At 64.2% G+C, this 13,894-nt stretch carries 13 protein-coding genes; 1 reads left to right on the forward strand and 12 read right to left on the reverse strand.

Going from position 1 to position 13,894, the window contains the following annotated elements; genetic code table 11:
* Nucleotides 1-10: 10 nt before the first annotated feature.
* From XI06_RS29510 to XI06_RS29545, 8 genes are read right to left on the reverse strand one after another with little or no spacing between them, the layout of a single operon-like run.
* A complete protein-coding gene (locus XI06_RS29510) occupies nt 11-1,309 on the reverse strand; it encodes an MSMEG_0569 family flavin-dependent oxidoreductase (protein WP_271607080.1) in 1,299 nt (432 codons plus the stop codon).
* A gap of 13 nt (nt 1,310-1,322) precedes the next feature.
* Nucleotides 1,323-1,610 (reverse strand): MSMEG_0570 family nitrogen starvation response protein, encoded by a 288-nt coding sequence (locus XI06_RS29515; protein ID WP_237866924.1) that lies wholly within the window; start codon nt 1,608-1,610, stop codon nt 1,323-1,325.
* Nucleotides 1,603-2,769 carry an MSMEG_0565 family glycosyltransferase gene (locus XI06_RS29520; RefSeq protein WP_271607081.1) on the reverse strand — a complete coding sequence of 389 codons (1,167 nt, stop codon included), beginning with the start codon at nt 2,767-2,769 and terminating at the stop codon, nt 1,603-1,605. The genes XI06_RS29515 and XI06_RS29520 overlap by 8 nt, the downstream gene beginning before the upstream one ends.
* On the reverse strand, nt 2,766-3,761 hold the full coding sequence (locus XI06_RS29525) for a sll0787 family AIR synthase-like protein (protein WP_271607135.1): 996 nt from the start codon (nt 3,759-3,761) through the stop codon (nt 2,766-2,768). Before XI06_RS29525 ends, XI06_RS29520 begins: the two co-directional genes overlap by 4 nt.
* Before the next feature lie 2 nt (nt 3,762-3,763).
* A complete protein-coding gene (locus tag XI06_RS29530) occupies nt 3,764-4,312 on the reverse strand; it encodes an MSMEG_0567/Sll0786 family nitrogen starvation N-acetyltransferase (RefSeq protein WP_271607082.1) in 549 nt (182 codons plus the stop codon).
* Complete coding sequence (locus XI06_RS29535) at nt 4,309-5,427, reverse strand: MSMEG_0568 family radical SAM protein (RefSeq protein WP_271607083.1); 1,119 nt, start codon at nt 5,425-5,427, stop codon at nt 4,309-4,311. Before XI06_RS29535 ends, XI06_RS29530 begins: the two co-directional genes overlap by 4 nt.
* Nucleotides 5,354-6,409 carry a Nit6803 family nitrilase gene (locus tag XI06_RS29540; protein WP_237866929.1) on the reverse strand — a complete coding sequence of 352 codons (1,056 nt, stop codon included), beginning with the start codon at nt 6,407-6,409 and terminating at the stop codon, nt 5,354-5,356. Before XI06_RS29540 ends, XI06_RS29535 begins: the two co-directional genes overlap by 74 nt.
* A gap of 38 nt (nt 6,410-6,447) precedes the next feature.
* Nucleotides 6,448-6,930, reverse strand: coding sequence for an MSMEG_0572/Sll0783 family nitrogen starvation response protein (locus tag XI06_RS29545; protein ID WP_027526573.1), 483 nt, complete (start codon nt 6,928-6,930; stop codon nt 6,448-6,450).
* A 332-nt stretch (nt 6,931-7,262) separates the two neighbouring features.
* Here XI06_RS29545 and XI06_RS29550 point away from each other — a divergent pair, with 332 nt between their 5' ends.
* Complete coding sequence (locus XI06_RS29550) at nt 7,263-8,651, forward strand: aminotransferase-like domain-containing protein (protein WP_271607084.1); 1,389 nt, start codon at nt 7,263-7,265, stop codon at nt 8,649-8,651.
* A 2-nt stretch (nt 8,652-8,653) separates the two neighbouring features.
* Here XI06_RS29550 and XI06_RS29555 read toward each other — a convergent pair whose 3' ends face one another.
* From XI06_RS29555 to XI06_RS29570, 4 genes are all read right to left on the reverse strand, one after another.
* Entirely contained in the window at nt 8,654-9,613 is a 960-nt protein-coding gene (locus tag XI06_RS29555) for an ABC transporter permease (protein ID WP_237866931.1), read from the reverse strand.
* Complete coding sequence (locus XI06_RS29560) at nt 9,610-10,722, reverse strand: ABC transporter permease (RefSeq protein ID WP_237866933.1); 1,113 nt, start codon at nt 10,720-10,722, stop codon at nt 9,610-9,612. The genes XI06_RS29555 and XI06_RS29560 overlap by 4 nt, the downstream gene beginning before the upstream one ends.
* Nucleotides 10,715-12,262 (reverse strand): sugar ABC transporter ATP-binding protein, encoded by a 1,548-nt coding sequence (locus XI06_RS29565; RefSeq protein WP_271607085.1) that lies wholly within the window; start codon nt 12,260-12,262, stop codon nt 10,715-10,717. The genes XI06_RS29560 and XI06_RS29565 overlap by 8 nt, the downstream gene beginning before the upstream one ends.
* A 64-nt stretch (nt 12,263-12,326) precedes the next feature.
* Nucleotides 12,327-13,457, reverse strand: a complete 1,131-nt coding sequence (locus XI06_RS29570) for a sugar ABC transporter substrate-binding protein (RefSeq protein WP_237866935.1) — start codon at nt 13,455-13,457, stop codon at nt 12,327-12,329.
* Between the last annotated feature and the right edge of the window lie 437 nt (nt 13,458-13,894).

A 13,894-nucleotide genomic window follows, 5' to 3' on the forward strand; every position in this document is an offset into this window, starting at 1 on the left:
GGAGAGGAAGCTACACGGCTGCTCTCGCTGCATATTGCTCGCGTGGGCCTGCCTGATACGTGCCGGAATGCGATGCGCTCGATCGCTCCTCGATGTGGTCGGCAACAAACTCAGCGTCACGCCCGATGCCGACGAACCGGCCCGAGCCCCAGGTGTAGAGCCACGGCAGGCCGACCACATAGGCGCCGTCGACCGAGGTCACGCCCCGCTTGTGGGTTGGGTAGCCGGTGCCATCGAACATCGGCAGGTCGATCCAGGACCAGTCGGACCGAAAGCCGGTCGTCCAGATGATGCCAGTGACGCCGCTTGCCGCGAGATCGAGCTCTGTGGGCACCGCATCGGGGGACCACACGGGCTCGTAGTGGGGCGTCACGGGCGCCGCAATTCTATTTCTTGCAATGTGCTCGTCGATCATTCGGCAGATGCCGTTGTAGACCCGGTCGGCATTGTCGAGATTGACCTGGAGATCATCGCCAAGCTGCAGGCGCGTCCCACGACCGTCCTTGAGGCGACCGTAGAGCTTCATGCCCTCGAGTGCGAACTTGCGCAGGTCGATGTCGCGGCCGCCGTCCCGTCCGGTCAGGTAGTGGTTGGCGTTCTTGCGGACCCCCTCTTTCAGAGAATGCTTGTCCACGGGCAGGTCATACTGGCCGAGATCGTCGAGCCAGTCGACGGCGTCGCGGCCGCGATAGAAGCGCGGGCAACGTGGCGCGCTGCCGACGGCGAGATGTACCTTGCGGCCAGCCAGGTGCAGATCCTCCGCGATCTGGCAGCCCGATTGCCCGCTTCCCACCACCAGGATCTCGCCCGGCGGCAGCTGATCCGGATTGCGGTAGGCGGACGAGTGGATCTGCATGATCGACGGATCAAGCCGGTCGGCAAACGGCAGCACCTTGGGAACGTGGTATCCGCTGACGGCCAGCACGACGCTGTCAGCAGCGATCTCGCCTGCGTCGGTCTCGAGCATGAAGCCGCGACCGGATTGCCTGAGGCGTGTGACAGCGACGCCCTCGCGAACCGGCGCATCGATGTGCCTGGCGAAATCCTCGATGTAAGTGACGATCTCGTCGCGCAGCATGAAGCCGTGCGGATCACTACCGGCATAAGGAAATCCCGGCAGTTTGCATTGCCAGTTCGGCGTCACCAGGCAGAACGCGTCCCACCGCTGCGTCTTCCAGGAATGTGCGATGGTGTTTTTCTCCAGCACGACATGGGCGATGCCGCGCGCCTTGAGTTGTGCGCTCATCGCAAGGCCGGCCTGGCCGCCGCCGATCACGACGACCGGATAGTGAGTGTGAAGGTCGGGCATGATCAAGCTCCTGCTAGTCTTCAAACGAGACGATGGTGACGGAAGCGCCGGGCGTGGCCTCGAACTGTGCCGCCGTCGCCTCGATCCGGGTGAGTTGCCCGAGCGCACGCGAGCAGAGAAAGCCGTACTTCTCGCGGACGCGCTCAGCCGCGATCGTCAGCGCAATGCGGCTACGTTCGCGAAAATCGTCGAGCGCATAGGTCGTGCCGGCGACGAAGTGGTCCTTGATGACGAGTGAGGGCGAATAGCAGGCCTCGATCCGCTCATCGGGCCAGCGCACATGGAAGTGCATCTCAGGCATAATGCACCTCGCGCATCTCCTGATAGGTTGCCATGTGGGCCTTGGCGGTGCGGCCCCAGTCGTGATATCGGGCAACCTTCGCGCCATTCGCAATCAGGCGCGAGCGCAGGGGCTCGGCGAGTGCACTGAGGGTGGCATCCGCGATCGAGCCTGCGTGATGCGGATCGCACCAGGCAACGTCATCGGCGCCGAGATATTCGGTGAATGGCGCGAGATGCGAGACCACCGCCGGCAAGCCGCTGGCCATTGCCTCCAGCACAGCAAGGCCAAAGCCTTCGCGCAAGGACGGGAACATCAGCACATCGGCCAGACGAAACAGCGATGGCATCTCGGCATCCGGCAGCGGACCGGTCTCGATGACGGCATCCGCAGGCGGCCCGACGTCGCGCAGCCGCGAATTGAACTGTTGCCGATAGAGGCCATGGTCCAGCAGAGATGCACCCCCGGCGATGACGAGCTGCGCGGACCGATGCACGGCATGCACCTGCCGGAAGGCCTCGATAACGCCGAGCGTATTCTTGCGCTGCTCGACCCCGCCGATGGAGAGCAGGATCGGGCCAGCGCGAAGGCAGAGCCGGGCGCGCAATACCTGATCGCCAGGAGTCGCTGCGGGCGAATAGCGTACCGTGTCGACGCCATTGCCGACCAGCCCCGCCGAGCGGGACATCTCTGCCTTCAACCGCTCCTGCCAGAACCGGCTTACGACGAATAAGCCGTCGGCGTGGATGATCGAGTGGCGATCTAGCTCGCTGAGCCGCTCGTCGGTGAATGCATCGATGTGATGAACGGTGCGGACATAGCGCTGGATCAGGCCACGCTGTTTCAGCGTCGCGAGCGCATTGCCGGAAATGCCGTCCTGGGCGTGGAAGATGTCGAACTGGCGACGCGCAGAATCCTCAAAATACCTGACATAGTCCTTGATGCGCGTTTCGACCGTCGCGACGACGTCGCCCGAGGCGGGCGATGCAGGCACGGAACGCGTCGCGGCGATGCTGCGGCGGAAGAAGCCCTTGCCAGCGGGGTCAGGCGCATGCACGACCGGCATATGTCCGAGGTCCGCGAGCGCATCGGCAAGCGCGAGCGCATGCACCACGCCGCCCCGTGGATTGGTGGAGTGCGTGAGGATCGCAATGCGAAGCCGGGACGAACTGCCGCTCATGCCACGCTCCGCCGCTGATGGTTCTGATCTGGCGCACAGCCGATCAGGGGTTGCGCCGCGAAGTCCCAGACAGTTGCACGGGCAGAAGCAGCGCTGATATCGACGCGTGTTCCCGCACTGACGTCTCCGATCGCGGCGGCCGCGATGTCGCGTCGCTGGAAACGCGACAGGATCGCGTCGACGTCGCCGGGCTTGACCGACAGCAGATAGCCGAAGCTCGGGAACGTCAGCAGCCAGCGCTCGAGCGGCGCTCCGGCGGGAATCGGAACCGCCTCGACGTCCAGTGTGATGGCAACCTGCGAGCACTCCGCCAACATTGCCGCGGTCCCGACAATGCCGCCCTGACTGATGTCCTTGGCTGCCAGTGCGAGCCCTGCCTCAGCAATCGACGGCAGGATCTCCAGATCGCCGCGCAACCGCTCCGCGGGCGCGTCGGTCGCTGCCTCCCAATTCGCAAATGGATCGCGGTAGCGGCCACGAAGGTCGATCGCCGCGATGAGCTTGTCGCCAGGCCTGGCATCGAAGCTCGTGAGAAGCCGCTTGGCCCGACCGAGTATCGCGACGGCAAACTGGCTCTGGCTGCTGCGCACATTGGTGTGGCCGCCGATGACAGGCACACCGAATGTCTTTGCGGCGGCTTTCAATCCTTCGAGAATGGGCGCGGCCTCATCAGCGCCGTTGGACCAGATCGCATTGACGATGGCCGTCGGTCGTCCGCCCATCGCAGCGACGTCCGAGATGTTGACCATGGCGCCGCACCACCCCGCGAACCAGGGATCGGCCGCAACGAATTCGTTCATGAAGCCTTCGATGGCGAACAGGGTGTAGCCGTCGCCCTCGGGGATCGCTGCGCAATCGTCCCCCACCGCGATGGCGTCGCTGCCCGACAGATCGAGCGCGGCCGCAACAGCCGCGATATCGGCCTTGGCGGCGATGCCGCGGCTTTTGCGGAGCGTTTCGGCGAGGCCAGTGAGCGCGGCGTCCGTCAACATCATCAGGCTGCCAGCTTAGCCAATGAGAGGAAGCCGGTTTCAGGCGTGCGGAACGGCGGGTAATGGTCGAGATCGGCCTCCATGCGATGATGCGGCCGGCCATGGAGCTCGAATTCGCCGAGCGAGCGCCAATGCATGTGCTGGAACAGCAGCACGTTCTGACTTTGCACATTGGCAAGGAACCGCCGGCAGCCGCGCGCATGCGCGGAGGACACGGCAAGCCGGATCAAGCCGGCGCCGACTGCGCTGAGACGCCGATAGCTCTTCTCAACGGCAAGGCGGGAGCCCCACCACACATCCGCCTCGTGATCGTCGGCATGAATGCGCACCGTGCCGACGACCTCGTCCTCGGCGACGCCGAGCAGCGACACGGCCACGAGCGGGATGGCTGAAACGTCGACCGCGTCGCGGTCGTCGCCTGAAAACACGCCCTGCTCCTCGCAGAAGACCTTGCGGCGCAAGGCCGCAGCGGCAGCGCGCTCCCAGGCTTCGGTTGCAAACTTCACCTGGAATTCCGGCGCGACGAACGGCTTGAACGGCTCGAACATCATGCACTTGCTCCGCGCTCGTAGGTGGACAGGGCCGAGCAGGCGCCGCATTTGCCGCAACCTGCCTTGATATCGGTGGCGCGCAAGCCGCCGGCGCGCAGCATCTCGGTGAGCGGGCGCAGAATCTCATGCATGAACGCCGCAGACGGCGTCGCATGGCTCTCCAGCGGCGTGCCGGCGATCGGCACGAACGGCACGACGAAGGGATAGACGCCGAGATCGATCAGCCGGCGCGACAGCGCGAGGATTTCGGACGGCTCGTCACCGAGGCCAGCCAGGATATAAGTCGAGACCTGACCCCGGCCGAAGACCGGCACGGCCGCGGCAAACGCGTCCATGTATTGCTCGACCTGGACCTGCGCCTTGCCGGGCATGATCCTTTGCCGCACGGCTGGCCCGATCACCTCCAGATGCATCCCGAGCGCGTCGACGCCTGAGCTTTTCATGCGCTGAAACCAGGCAAAATCATCAGGCGGTTCGCATTGCGCCTGGATCGGCAGATCGACGGCGGCTTTGATGGCCTGCGCGCTCTCCGCAAGGATGCCGGCGCCGCGGTCCGACGTGTGCGGCGTGCCAGTCGTCATCACCATATGCCTGACACCGTCGAGCTCGACGGCGACCTTGGCGACTTCGGCAAGCTGTGCCGGCGTCTTGCGCTCGACCGTGCGACCCGCCGCGAGCGACTGGCCGATGGCGCAGAACTGGCAGGTTTTGGTGCGGCTCTGATAGCGGATGCAGGTCTGCAGCACCGTGGTGGCGAGAACGTCGCGCCCGTGCAGGGTCGCGATCTTCCAATAGGGAATGCCGTCCGCGGTGGTGCGGTCGTAGAACTTGGGTCGCAACGGAAACGAGACGTCGGCCAGCACCACGCCGTCGCGCGAGATGCGGCTGCGTCCTGCCTCGTCAGGGCGCTCGACGAGATAGGGGCTCTCGAAGGCCGGCGCGTTGTGCACCGGGATCATCACGGTGGCGCCATCGATCGTGAACGGCGTGTGATCCGACGGCCCGGCGCCGCCGCGGCGGCTCGTGCCCCCGGTCTTGGGATCAGCGAGCCGAACCCCGAAGGACTGCAACTCGTTGATCAGCTGCTCGGTCGGCATCGCCTGGGGTTGCGACATCTGCACTCTCATCTGATTGGTCTTTCGACATGGGCGTGAGGCGGTTTGGGTGAAAGCCGTGCATCGGACGCGCCGGTTGGTCGTTCAGCACGAGCGACAGCAACTCCGGCCGGGCGTAGTGGCCGACCGAGTCCATCATCCGCTTGCGCTTGGTGATCAAAGCGAGATCGAGATCGGCAACAAGGATGCCCTCACCGCTGGTCAGCGGTGGCGCCAGATGATTGCCTTCGGGAGAGACGATCGCGGTCATGCAGCCGCCGCGCAAACCTTTGCGCAGGCCTTCCTCCGGCGAGATTTTCGCGATCTGCTCCTCGGTCAGCCAGCCGGTGGCGTTGACGACGAAGCATCCGCTTTCAAGCGCATGATGCCGGATCGTCACCTCGATCTGGTCGGCGAACACCTGTCCGACCAGCGATCCCGGAAACTGGGCCGCGTGAATTTCTTCGTGCTGGGCCATCAGCGCGTAGCGGGCGAGCGGATTGTAATGCTCCCAGCAGGCGAGCGCGCCGACACGGCCGACCGCGGTCTCGACCACCTTCAGGCCGGCGCCATCGCCCTGCCCCCAGATCATGCGCTCGTGAAATGTCGGCGTGATCTTGCGGCGCTTCAGGAGAAGCGCGCCGTTAGCATCGAACACGAGCTGGGTATTGTAAAGCGAGCCGTGATCGCGCTCGTTGACGCCGAGCACCACGACCATGCCGTGGCGCTTGGCCGCTTGCGCGACCGCGTCCGTCACGGGACCAGGCACGACGACGGCATTGTCATAAAGCTGGATGTGCTCGGCACCGCTCAGAACCGGCGGACGGACAAAGGAGAAATACGGGTACCAGGGAACGAACGTCTCCGGAAAGACGGCGAACTGGACTCCCTTGCCCGCCGCCTCCGTGATGGCCGCCAGGATCCGGTCGACCGTTCCGGTCGGCGTGTCCAGATCTGGCGCGATCTGAACAGCGCCAGCCCTGATCGTGCGCTTCGCTGTCACTTGTGCTCTCCCTCGTCCGTCGCGCGAGCCAACCGAGGTCAGACTGTCCAGGTGTGGATCATGAACGCGTCGTCCCTGCGGTGAAGCAGGATGAGGTCGAGCACATCGAGCGGATTGATCGGCCGGATGCCCGGAATGAGCGACGGCTCGCCATGGCCGTAAAGCGCCTGCAGCGCGAACCGGCAGGCATAGACCTTGCCGCCTTCATCCATGAATTTCGCGAGCTGGTTGTTGAAGTTCTGCGCGCCGGGGAAGGCCTCGTCGCCGATCTTTGGAAAGCCGCGCTGAATGCCGAGCGTGACACCGGGACCGTAAAGCAGAACCGAGGTCTCGAAGCCCTTCCGCTTCAGGCGCAGCGCCTGGAGAATATTGACGAGGCCGATCGAGCCTTCGAACGCGACGGTATGGAAGGTGACCAGCGCCTTCTCACCCGGCTTCGCTTTGACGTCCTCGAAAACCTTCTCTTCGTAGTCGACAAGAAAGTCGCCCTTCTGACGCGCGGGCATGTTCACTGCTGGCATAGACACCTCCTGTTCACGTCCGGCCCTCCCGGATCGAGATCAGGTTTTGCAATCAATGTGCCAAGCAGCGTTCTGCACTACAAATCATCAAACCATTCAATTTCCGTTCATTTATACATTCAATGTTGAATGGAGACCTGACTGGATTTGGATGTGCTCGCGCCGTGCTCGAAAAATAGTGCCTGAAAAATACTAAGCAGCGCGCCTGATCGATGTGCAACGCGCTCAGCCGGAACCCTCTTCCAAAGCAGCAGAAATCACCGATACAATTGCGTCTGTGCTTGCAACAATATACAGTCAATTCTACTGACGTAATTGACCGGAACCGAACTATGGCCGACTGGCGACCCGATCTCTCGAGCAGCGACAAGCCGCGTTATCTCGCCATCGCAGACGCAATTGCCGACGACATCGCAGCCGGACGGCTTGTGATCGGCGACCGCCTGCCGCCACAGCGGAAGCTGGCCAAGCGCCTCGACGTCGATTTCACGACCGTCGCGCGCGGCTATGTCGAGGCGCAGAAGCGCGGACTGATTGAATCCAAGGTCGGACAGGGAACCTTCGTGCGCGACAAGCCGCGGCCGCGGCGTTCGGCAACGAGCTTTCCGCCTCGCCCCGTCGACCTCTCGATGAACCTGCCGCCCGAGCCCGACGACCCTGAATTGATCGAGCGCATGCAGGCCGGCGCCGAACATGTGCTGCGCGACATCGCATCGCTGCTGCGCTACCAGGGCTTTGGCGGCACGCAGGCCGACAAGGATGCCGCCTCGAGCTGGCTCGGCCGCCGCGCGCTGGTGCCGGCACAGAATCGCATTTTCGTCTCGCCGGGGGCCCATCCGGCGCTGCTCGGCATCCTCTCGATCCTTGCGAAAGCTGGCGACGTGGTGCTGTGCGAGGCCATCACCTATCCCGGGATCAGGTCGATCGCCGCGCAGCTTGGCATCAATCTCGTCGGCCTGCCGATGGATCAGGATGGCATCGAGCCGCAGGCGCTGACCGATGCCTGCAAGAAGCTGAAGCCCAAGGCGATCTACCTCAATCCGACGCTGCAGAATCCGACGACGCTGACGATCCCGGATTCGCGACGGCGCGAGATCGTCGCGATCGCGCGACGCTTCAAGCTGCCGATCATCGAGGACGACGCCTACGGCTTCATTCCCGAACATGGCCACGGCCACGCGCCCTTCGCGGCGATCGCGCCGGACCTGACCTGGCACGTCGCGGGACTGGCAAAGTGCATCGGAGCAGGCTTGCGCACCGCCTATGTCGTCGTGCCCGATACGCGCTCGGCCTGGCCGTTTGCCTCGGCGCTGCGGTCAGCGACCGTGATGGCATCTCCCCTCACCGTGGCGATCGCGACGCGCTGGATCGAAGACGGCACCGCGGACACGATGTTGCGGTTCATCCGCGCCGAGACGTCGGCACGGCAAAAGCTCGCCGCCGAAATCCTTCCCAAAGGGTCCTATCGCGGCGATCCCCTCAGCTTCAACCTGTGGGTCGAGCTGCCCACACCTTGGAGACGTTCGGCTTTCGTGGAGCACATGCGGCAGACCGGCATCGGCGTCGTCGCAAGCGACGCCTTTGTGGTAACTGACCCGCCCCCCGAAGCCGTCAGAGTATGCATCTGCGGTCCTTCAACGCGGGCGCAAATTAGATCCGCGCTCGAATACGCCGCTCACGCGCTGGTCGAAACGCCAGCCCTGGCGTCGCAGTTTCTCTAACGTCAGCTCGTGACGCGTTCGCCGCGGCCGTAGACCAGCAACATGAAGATGATGACGAGGCCGTAGATCACCTGGCGGCCAGCCTCGGGCATGTCCATGATCGACAGCACGCTGTTGAGCAGCACGATCAGCACGACGCCGATCAGCGTGCCGAGATAGCGGCCGCGGCCGCCGAGAATGTTGGTGCCGCCGATCACCACCGCTGCGATCGACGGCAGCAGATAGGCATCTCCCATGCCCTGATAGGCCTTGGTGGAGTAGCCGGCGAGCAGGACGCCGGCGAGCGCGGCCGCGAGGCCGCAGAGGACGAAGCAGATCACGGTGATGCGGCGGGTATCGACGCCGGCCAGATACGCGGCGGCCTCCTTGTTTCCGATGGCATAGACGTAGCGGCCGAGCGTCGTGCGCTGGAGAACGATCGCGATGAGCACCGACACGGCGATCCAGACGAACAAGGCATTGGGAATACCGAGCGTGCGGTCGCCGGCGAGCATCCGCATCAGGTCGGTGGCGCCCGTCTGCGGCGCATAGCCACCGGTATGAGCGACCATCAGGCCGCGCATCACCGCGTTGACGCCAAGCGTGAAGATCATCGAGGGGACGCGCAGGTAAGCAATCCCGATGCCGTTGATGAGACCGACAACTAGCCCGACGCCAAGCCCGACCGGAATGGCGAGCGGCCCGCCGATCGATGTCGCCATCATCGCCGCGGCGGCGAGCGTCCACGGCACCGACAGGTCGATCTGCGCGATCAGGATCACCATCATCATCCCGGCGGAGACGATGCCAAGGAAGGCGCCGATCTGGAGCTGCTGCAACAGATAGGTCGGTGACAGCAGCGGCGCGCTGCCGAACCGGGCAAAGGTGTAGACCGTGCCGGCGACGAGGATGACGAGGATGAACAACGCCGCGATCAGGATCGGACGGTCGTCGCGAGAGAGCCCGAGGGACGCAGTCGTCATCGAAACAGCTCCAGCGTATTCTTGACGCGCAGGACTCCGAGCGCACTGATGCTGACCGCCCCCAGCAGGATCAGCCCCTCGAACAGCGGCTGCAGCAGCGGCGCGATGTCGAAGATGCGGAAGAAGAACGAGATGACGCGCAGCACCATGGCGCCGAAGATCGAGCCGATCGCGCTGCCGGTGCCCCCCAACAGCGAGGTACCGCCGATGACGACGGAGGCGATGGAGTTGAGCGTGTAGGCTCCGGCCTGCGGGATGTCGGCATTGCCGGAGGAGGTCTGGATGGCGAGGAACAGGCCGCCACAGCCGGCAAAGAAGCCGGCGAGCGTGAAGGCCGCGATCTTGGCGCGCTCGATCGGAAGGCCGGACATGTAGGCGGCGCCTTCAGCGGAGCCGACAGCATAGACGGCGCGGCCAATCACGGAACGGCGGAACGGCACCCAGACCAGGAGCGCGATCAGGATCAGCAGCACGAACGGCACCGGGATCCAGGCCACCGGTGTAAACCAGCTCGCGGCGCCGTCGTCGAAAATATGGACGGTCGCGGCGAAATCGCCGAGCGAATTGGTCAGCGCCCAGTTGAGATCCTCATCGATCTTGCCGCCCGGCGTCGGCCGCAGAAACAGCGCGATGCCGATATAGACCGCGCCGGTCGCGAGCGTCGCGATGATCGGCTGGATGCGTCCGTAGACGACGACGCAGCCGTTGATGAAGCCGGCAAGTGCGCCGGTCGCAAGGCACAGCACGATGCCGAGCAGGATGCCGCTCACCCCGCCGGGGAAGGTGCCGAGGCCGAGCTGCAGGCCGAAGATGTCGAGATGCAGCGGCGTGCCGTCCGCCGCCCCCGTGAGCAGATAGCTTGCGAAACACCCCACCATGGTCATGACGGCGCCCACGGAAAGATCTAGTCCCGATGCCAGCACCGGCACTGTCTGGGCCATCGCCAGCATGGCGAGCGCAAAGATCTCGTCGCCGTTCTGCACCAGCACCGCCGACGAGAAGCCCTTGGGATGGGCAAGGTTGTAGAGCAGATAAAGGATGGCGAACAACAGGACGGCGGTGACGATGCCGATGTTCTGGCGGACCCTGATGGCGATATCGTCAAGCATGGGCGGCTCCGGCAGCATCAGGCGTCGCGGCGTCGATGTTCAGCGCGCTCGCGATGATGTTGGTCTCGGTGAGCTCGTCACCTTCGAGCTCGCGCACGATGCGCCCGTCATACATGATCGCCACCCGGTCGCAGCAGCCGATGAGCTCGTCGTAGTCGGTCGAGTAAAACAAGATCGCCGCGCCCTGATCGGCGAGCTCGCGCATCAGTCGGTAAAGCTCCTGCTTGGTCCCGACATCGATGCCGCGCGTGGGATCGTTGAGCAGGATGAGCTTGGGATCGGTCATCAGCCATTTGGCGAGAACGACCTTCTGCTGGTTGCCGCCTGACAGCGTGGAGACCGCGTCGCCAGGCGCGCCGATCTTGATCTGGAGCCGCGCGATGGCGCGCTTGATCACCTCATTCTCGCGCGCGCGATCGACCAGAGGGCCGGTCGAGATCGCATCGAGCGAGGCGATCACCAGATTGTCCGCGATCGACATCGGCAGCATCAGGCCTTCGGTCTTGCGATCCTCCGGCACCAGCGCAATGCCGACCGACTTCGCCGCCGCCGGAGACGCCGGGCGCACCTCGTGGCCCTCGACGGTCACCCGCCCGGTGACGCCGCGCAGCACGCCGAACAGCGCCAGCAGCAGGGATTTCTGGCCCTGGCCGTCGAGCCCGCCGAGGCCGACGATCTCGCCGGCGCCCACCCGGAGAGAGATGCGATCGAGGCGCCTGTCCCAGCTCAAATTCTCGATATCAAGCACCGGCTTCACCGCTTCACGCGCGGGCTTGGGCGGATATTGGGTCGCGATGTCGCGCCCGATCATGAGCTGAACGATATCGGCGGTCGAGCGCTTGCCCTTGTCGAAGGTCTCGATATGGCGGCCGTTTCGAAACACGGAGGCACGGTCGGCCAGCGCCTCGACCTCATGCATTCGGTGCGAGATGTAGAGAATGGCAACGCCTTCGGCCTTGAGGCGCGCCAGCATGGCATACACTTTCTCGACGTCGGCGCTGGTGAGCGCCGAGGTGGCTTCGTCGAGGATCAAGAGCTGCGGCTTCTTGCCGAGCGCCTTGGCGATCTCCACCACCTGACGACGCGACAGCGGCAGGTCGCGCACGCGCATCAGGGGATTGACGTCCTCGCAGCCGATCTCGGCCAGCAGCTGTTCGGCACGACGGCGCTGCGCTCGCGCGTCGATCAGGCCGAAGCGGCGCGGCGGCGCGGCGATCGAGATGTTGTCCGCGACCGAGAGGTCGGGCATCAGCGACAGCTCCTGGAAGATACAGACGACGCCGGCGGCATTGGCGGCGGAGGGCGTTGCAAAGCTGACGTCCTGTCCGGCAAGACGCATGCTGCCGGAATCGGGCTGCACCACACCCGAGATGATCTTGATCAGCGTCGACTTGCCGGCGCCGTTCTCGCCCAGCACCGCGTGGATCTTGCCGCGCTCGCAGGCGAAGTCGACGCCTTCGAGCGCACGCACGCCGGCGTAGCGCTTGGAAATTCCAGAGAGCGTGAGGAAGGCAGGTTGGGTCAGGACGGCATCGGACATGTCGGGGCTCACGCAGCGGCGGCCCGGCAAAGGCCGGGCCGCAACCGTAACGTCTCCAGTAGGCTCACTGGGTGTTCTTTTCGCTCTGCGACATGATCTCCGGAGCCGTGAAGTTGACGCCACAGGGCGTGAACTGGTTCGGCGCGAAGAAGTTGGCGTTGAGGTCCGGCCAGTAATTGGTGCCGGGCTTCAGGTCCTTGTAGGTCGCGACCGGGATCGGGATGGAGATCAGCTGCGGCATGACGTTACCTTGCAACGCGGAGATCGCCGCCTTGGTGGCGATCGCGACGAGCGCCGGAGACTGGCCATAGGACATGCCCTTGAGCCCGTCCTTGGCGTGATCGGCGATCTGCTTGCGGTACTCGTTCTCGCCCTCGCCCGACATCGGCACGAAGGGGTGCTTGGCGGCCATCAGCGCCTGCACGGTGCCGTCAGAGCCGCCTTGCGTGAACACGCCATCGAAATGGCCATGCACGGCCAGCGCGTCCGCCGTCACCTTCTGCGAAGTGCCGGTGTCCCAATTGCCGACCACTTCGGTGATCTTGAAGCTGTTGCCGGGCGCTTCCATGACCTCGCGGAAGCCGAGATGGCGATCACGGTCGACCGAGTTGCCCGGCAGGCCGCGGACCTCGAGAATGTCGCCACCCTTCTTGCCGCTCTCATCCATCAGCCACTTTGCCGACATGCGGCCCATTTCCTTCTGGTCCTCGTTGACCATCATCACCTTGTCGGTGTCGAGGACGTTGTCGAAGGGCACCACGACTACATTGTTCTTGTCGGCGAGGCGGATGATGCGGTCGAAGCCGTCAGGGGCGACGGCGATGGTGACGATGGCGTCAAAGCCCTGATTGATGAAGTCCTCCATCGCGCCGAGTTGCGCTGCAACATCGGTGCCGGTCGAGACGACCTTGAACTCCTTGATGTTCTCCTTGATGCCCGGCTGCGCGGCGAAGGCCTTTGCGGTCTTCACCATCTGGATGCGCCAGGTGTTGCCGACGAAGCCGTTGACGAGGGCGATCTTGTAGGGACCGGGCTTCTTATCCCACTGGAAGAACTTGGTTTGAGCAGACCAGGGCTTGAAGCATGCGGGATCGGCGCCCGGACCGGACACGACCTTGGGCCCTGCGAGGGCGCTGGCCGAAGACAGCAACAGGCCAACGCAAGCGAGCCCCGTAAAACGAAGCGTCCACACCATATCTCTTCTCCTGAGCTTTTGTTTCCACCCTTAACGCGGCGCAATGGCCAAGCCGGGAATTGGGCTTCCCGTGCAATTTACCGCGCTAGGATGCCACGCAACCTCCGATGCGCACAAGCCGAATGCCGGTCATGGGCCCTGCCCTGCTGCGAACGCGTGGAGCAATGCCATCACATCTGCGGGAGATGATGCCGCGTTGCGACGAAGCTGAAAATACCCGCATGACAAGCGGATGTTCAGCGCCACCCCGATGCAGCGCCGGCGAATGATTGCGAACCAAAGACGGCACTGCGCAAAAAGAATGAGACTCAGGGAAAAATGCAGACGCGATCGCGGTCGGCTGCATGCATCCGAATTGCCTAGTGCGGCGCATGTTGACTTTCGGAATCGCCCTCCAAATACTTGCCGGAAAACATAAGGCAAGTCGCAAACGACTG

Origin of the sequence: Bradyrhizobium sp. CCBAU 11434 (assembly GCF_028128895.1) — a bacterium.
GTDB lineage: Bacteria > Pseudomonadota > Alphaproteobacteria > Rhizobiales > Xanthobacteraceae > Bradyrhizobium > Bradyrhizobium zhengyangense.

Excerpts from the sequence above, each read along its gene's own strand:
- XI06_RS29510 (WP_271607080.1), bottom strand. The coding sequence starts at position 1,309 with ATGCCCGACCTTCACACTCACTATCCGGTCGTCGTGATCGGCGGCGGC.
- XI06_RS29515 (WP_237866924.1), bottom strand. The coding sequence starts at position 1,610 with ATGCCTGAGATGCACTTCCATGTGCGCTGGCCCGATGAGCGGATCGAG.
- XI06_RS29520 (WP_271607081.1), bottom strand. The coding sequence starts at position 2,769 with ATGAGCGGCAGTTCGTCCCGGCTTCGCATTGCGATCCTCACGCACTCC.
- XI06_RS29525 (WP_271607135.1), bottom strand. The coding sequence starts at position 3,761 with ATGTTGACGGACGCCGCGCTCACTGGCCTCGCCGAAACGCTCCGCAAA.
- XI06_RS29530 (WP_271607082.1), bottom strand. The coding sequence starts at position 4,312 with ATGATGTTCGAGCCGTTCAAGCCGTTCGTCGCGCCGGAATTCCAGGTG.
- XI06_RS29535 (WP_271607083.1), bottom strand. The coding sequence starts at position 5,427 with ATGTCGCAACCCCAGGCGATGCCGACCGAGCAGCTGATCAACGAGTTG.
- XI06_RS29545 (WP_027526573.1), bottom strand. The coding sequence starts at position 6,930 with ATGCCAGCAGTGAACATGCCCGCGCGTCAGAAGGGCGACTTTCTTGTC.
- XI06_RS29550 (WP_271607084.1), top strand. The coding sequence starts at position 7,263 with ATGGCCGACTGGCGACCCGATCTCTCGAGCAGCGACAAGCCGCGTTAT.
- XI06_RS29555 (WP_237866931.1), bottom strand. The coding sequence starts at position 9,613 with ATGACGACTGCGTCCCTCGGGCTCTCTCGCGACGACCGTCCGATCCTG.
- XI06_RS29560 (WP_237866933.1), bottom strand. The coding sequence starts at position 10,722 with ATGCTTGACGATATCGCCATCAGGGTCCGCCAGAACATCGGCATCGTC.
- XI06_RS29565 (WP_271607085.1), bottom strand. The coding sequence starts at position 12,262 with ATGTCCGATGCCGTCCTGACCCAACCTGCCTTCCTCACGCTCTCTGGA.
- XI06_RS29570 (WP_237866935.1), bottom strand. The coding sequence starts at position 13,457 with ATGGTGTGGACGCTTCGTTTTACGGGGCTCGCTTGCGTTGGCCTGTTG.